Source organism: Halorubrum tibetense, assembly GCF_042661865.1.
Classification (GTDB): domain Archaea; phylum Halobacteriota; class Halobacteria; order Halobacteriales; family Haloferacaceae; genus Halorubrum; species Halorubrum tibetense.
Map to the genome: position 1 here is coordinate 1 of NZ_JBHSWW010000659.1, position 591 is coordinate 591.

A 591-nucleotide genomic window follows, 5' to 3' on the forward strand; every position below is an offset into this window, starting at 1 on the left:
CCGGGTCCGGGTCGCGCGGCGCGAGCTCGACCGATCGGCCGACGCTCGTCGTCCGCGGCGGGCCGGGTTCGTGCATGTCCGTACGCCGCCGTCACCCCGCTTGAGCGTTCCGTTCGAGAAGGACGAACGACGATTACACCAAAGATTGATACTGCGAGGGATCGTTCCGTCGACCAATGCAACTACGCGACGCGCTGGACGACTACAAACGGACCACCGGCCACGGCCGGCTCTTCCCGGGCGAGCGGCGGACCGTGACGGGACGGTTCACCGGCGGGGACGGGCGGCTCGTCCACGTCGACCCCGGCGGGGGGCTCCGGGACTTCGGCTACCCGCTCACCGGTCGGACCGGGCTCGTCCGGTCCCGGTTCGGGCTGGCGGTCGACGGCGACGTGACGTGGTTCGACGAGGCGGCGGCCGAGCAGCGGTACGTCGACGACACGACGGTCGTCGAGACCGTCCACGAGACGGACCGGGCGACCGTTCGTCGCCACGACGTCGCCCTCGGCGAGGCGCACCTCACGCACGCGACGATCGACCCCGCCGAAGACGCGGCGTTCGACGCCGACGACGCCTCGCTCGTCGTGTACG

General features: G+C 71.6%; 1 protein-coding gene. It reads left to right on the forward strand.

All coding sequences use genetic code 11. The annotated features are described in order from the left end of the window. Positions 1–176: 176 nt before the first annotated feature. The coding region (locus ACFQEU_RS17595; protein ID WP_465261192.1) for a DUF7997 domain-containing protein at positions 177–591 on the forward strand (415 nt) is incomplete at its 3' end.